Raw genomic sequence first — 3,152 nt, forward strand, 5'->3', positions numbered from 1 at the left:
GACGTTCTAATTCTGCGTGACAGTGAATATAGAGTGTGGCTGTCCTTCCCAGCATACCGAAAGTTGATATCAGTCCCATTAGTCCGAAACAATGATCACCGTGCAAATGTGAAATGAATATATGGTTTAGCCGGGTGAATTTCAGTTTTGATTTGCGTAATTGCATCTGTGCTCCTTCGCCACAGTCTATCATAAATAGTTTTTCACGGATATTTACGACTTGTGATGTCGCAAAATGCCGTGTGGTCGGCAATGCTGACCCGCATCCTAATATATGTACTTCAAATTTCTCCATCGTTACAAAGATACTATCTTTTTTGAATGGAAAATAAAAAATGCCGTAAAAACGGCATTATAGGATTGAACTATTTCTTAAGTTTTATTTTCACAGCATTCATGCCACGTGACCCTTTTTCTAGTTCAAAAGTCACGATGTTATTTTCTATGATATTGTCTATCAGTCCACTAATATGAAAGAAGTATTTCTCTGCATTCTTCAAATCTTTTACAAATCCATATCCTTTGGATACATTGAAGTGTTCTATTCTTCCTTCATGTACTAGTTCTATCGGTTCTCCAGTTCTACGAGGAGTTGAAACTTCAATGGTGGACATATCCACTTCTTGTGGTTTATTATTAGGAGTGGGAGGAGTATCGGTTATCATACCGTTCTCGTCTACATAGGCAATCATATCTTCAAAGGAAGATGTGCCGTTACTTTTTCTTTCTTCTTTTTTTTGCTGTTTTGCTAAACGCTTTTCTTGTTTTTTCTTTTCTAGATCTCGTTTGGTAAATGAAATAGGTTTCGCCATTTGATTCTTTTTAAATTAGTAATATACAGTTCGGCCTGCTACGGGGAAGTGTATGGAATTAATAGTGAGGTAATAAGAAAACGGGGGAGAAGTCGTTATGAAATACTAACTCGAAATTTTATTACTCTATAAAGATACGGTTTTATTACGGATATCCCATAGAATATTTTCCTTTTTAAGAAATAATGGCATAAAAAAAGGATGCATTTATTAAAATGCATCCTTTTGGCTTATCTTAAAGTAAACTGATTACTTCTTTTTGTTTTCCAACTGTTCTTTCAAAGCAGCCAAAGCATCGATATCGCCTAAAGTGGTAGAGGCTGCCTGATTTTGGATAGCAGGAGCTTCTTCTCTCTTAGTTGTTTTCTTTGCATTAGAAGCTGCTTTCTTTTCAGCTCTTTCTTCTGCCTTGGCAGCATCTTCGAAAATGCGGCTGTGAGACAGGATGATTCTCTTGGCATCCTTGTTGAATTCAATTACTTTGAATGACAGTTTTTCATCCAATTGGGCTTGAGAGCCATCTTCTTTTACCAAGTGTTTCGGAGTTGCAAAACCTTCTACACCATAAGGAAGAGCTACAACAGCACCCTTATCCAACATTTCGATGATAGTACCTTCGTGTACAGAACCTACAGTAAATACAGTTTCGAATACATCCCAAGGATTTTCTTCCAACTGTTTGTGACCAAGGCTCAAGCGACGGTTTTCTTTGTCGATTTCCAATACCTGAACTTCGATGTCTGCACCGATCTGAGTGAATTCAGAAGGATGTTTCACTTTCTTAGTCCAAGACAAGTCAGAGATGTGGATCAATCCGTCTACACCTTCTTCGATTTCTACGAATACACCGAAGTTAGTGAAGTTACGAACTTTTGCAGTGTGCTTGGAACCTACAGGATACTTTTCTTCGATAGTTTCCCATGGATCTTGTTTCAGCTGTTTGATACCCAAAGACATCTTACGTTCGTCACGGTCAAGTGTCAGGATAACAGCTTCTACTTCGTCACCTACCTTCATGAAATCCTGAGCAGAACGCAAGTGCTGTGACCAAGACATTTCAGATACGTGGATCAAACCTTCTACGCCCGGAGCGATTTCGATGAATGCACCGTAGTCAGCCATAACGACTACTTTACCTTTCACCTTGTCACCTACCTGCAGGTTAGCATCCAAAGCATCCCATGGGTGCGGAGTCAGTTGTTTCAAACCAAGAGCGATACGTTTCTTTTCGTCATCGAAGTCAAGGATAACAACGTTCAACTTCTGGTCGAGTTCTACAACTTCTTTCGGATCGCTTACACGGCCCCAAGAAAGGTCGGTGATGTGGATCAAACCGTCTACGCCGCCCAAGTCGATGAATACACCGTAAGAGGTGATATTTTTAACAGTACCTTCCAGTACCTGTCCTTTTTCAAGTTTACCGATGATTTCTTTCTTCTGCTGTTCAAGTTCAGCTTCGATAAGAGCTTTGTGAGAAACAACAACGTTTTTGAATTCCTGGTTGATTTTAACCACTTTGAATTCCATTGTCTTACCTACAAATACATCGTAGTCGCGGATAGGTTTCACATCAATTTGAGAACCCGGCAAGAATGCTTCGATACCGAATACGTCCACAATCATACCACCCTTAGTGCGGCACTTGATGTAACCCTTAATAATTTCTTCATTTTCAAGAGCAGCGTTTACGCGGTCCCAAGAACGAGTAGCACGTGCTTTTTTGTGTGACAGAATTAACTGTCCTTTCTTGTCTTCCTGATTTTCAATGTATACTTCTACAGTATCACCTATTTTCAAATCTGGATTGTAACGGAATTCATTTAAAGGAATGATACCGTCTGATTTGTAGCCGATATTGACAACTACTTCGCGTTTGTTCATTGCAATAACAGTACCGTCTACAACCTCGCGGTCGTTTACTTTGTTCAGCGTACCGTCATAAGCTTTTTCAAGATCTTCGTGGCTCATGCTGGTTACAGCTTCGCCGTTTTCATAAGCATCCCAGTTGAAATCTTCAACAGGAGCTACGTTCTTTAAGTTTTCCATTAATAAATAAATTGTTTAATACTTTAATTAAATAAGACATTATATTATCTATAAATCGGGCGCAAAGGTAGGAATATTTTCTTGATTGACAAAAGAATGGCAGAAGAAAAGAGAATTATATCCGTATTTTTTGTAATATTGCAATCTTTAATTTATACAGTTTTTGCCATGGACGAGAGATTGGACAAAATCAAGGTGCAATGCGACTATTTACCGCTTATTAATTTTGCGATACAACAAAACGGTGCATCAATCATTCATCAGCTTTCTATTGAGAATACAACGCCTGCCCCG

General features: G+C 38.9%; 4 protein-coding genes. 1 reads left to right on the plus strand and 3 read right to left on the minus strand.

All coding sequences use genetic code 11. The features are described from left to right. From AB5935_RS24080 to rpsA, 3 genes are all read right to left on the minus strand, one after another. A partial coding sequence (locus AB5935_RS24080) for an MBL fold metallo-hydrolase (RefSeq protein ID WP_368327665.1) occupies window positions 1-295 on the minus strand: 295 nt, incomplete at its 3' end. 70 nt (window positions 296-365) lie between these two features. Further along, a complete protein-coding gene (locus AB5935_RS24085) occupies window positions 366-812 on the minus strand; it encodes a cold-shock protein (RefSeq protein WP_038609115.1) in 447 nt (148 codons plus the stop codon). A gap of 249 nt (window positions 813-1,061) precedes the next feature. After that, window positions 1,062-2,858, minus strand: a complete 1,797-nt coding sequence (gene rpsA / locus AB5935_RS24090) for a 30S ribosomal protein S1 (protein ID WP_368327666.1) — start codon at window positions 2,856-2,858, stop codon at window positions 1,062-1,064. A 96-nt stretch (window positions 2,859-2,954) separates the two neighbouring features. On the opposite strand from rpsA, the gene AB5935_RS24095 reads away from it, so the two are divergent. Then, the coding region (locus tag AB5935_RS24095) for a hypothetical protein (protein WP_368327667.1) at window positions 2,955-3,152 on the plus strand (198 nt) is incomplete at its 3' end.

It is taken from the genome of Phocaeicola sp. RTP21198st1_B8_RTP21198_201120, assembly GCF_040929485.1.
GTDB classification, from domain to species: domain Bacteria; phylum Bacteroidota; class Bacteroidia; order Bacteroidales; family Bacteroidaceae; genus Phocaeicola; species Phocaeicola dorei.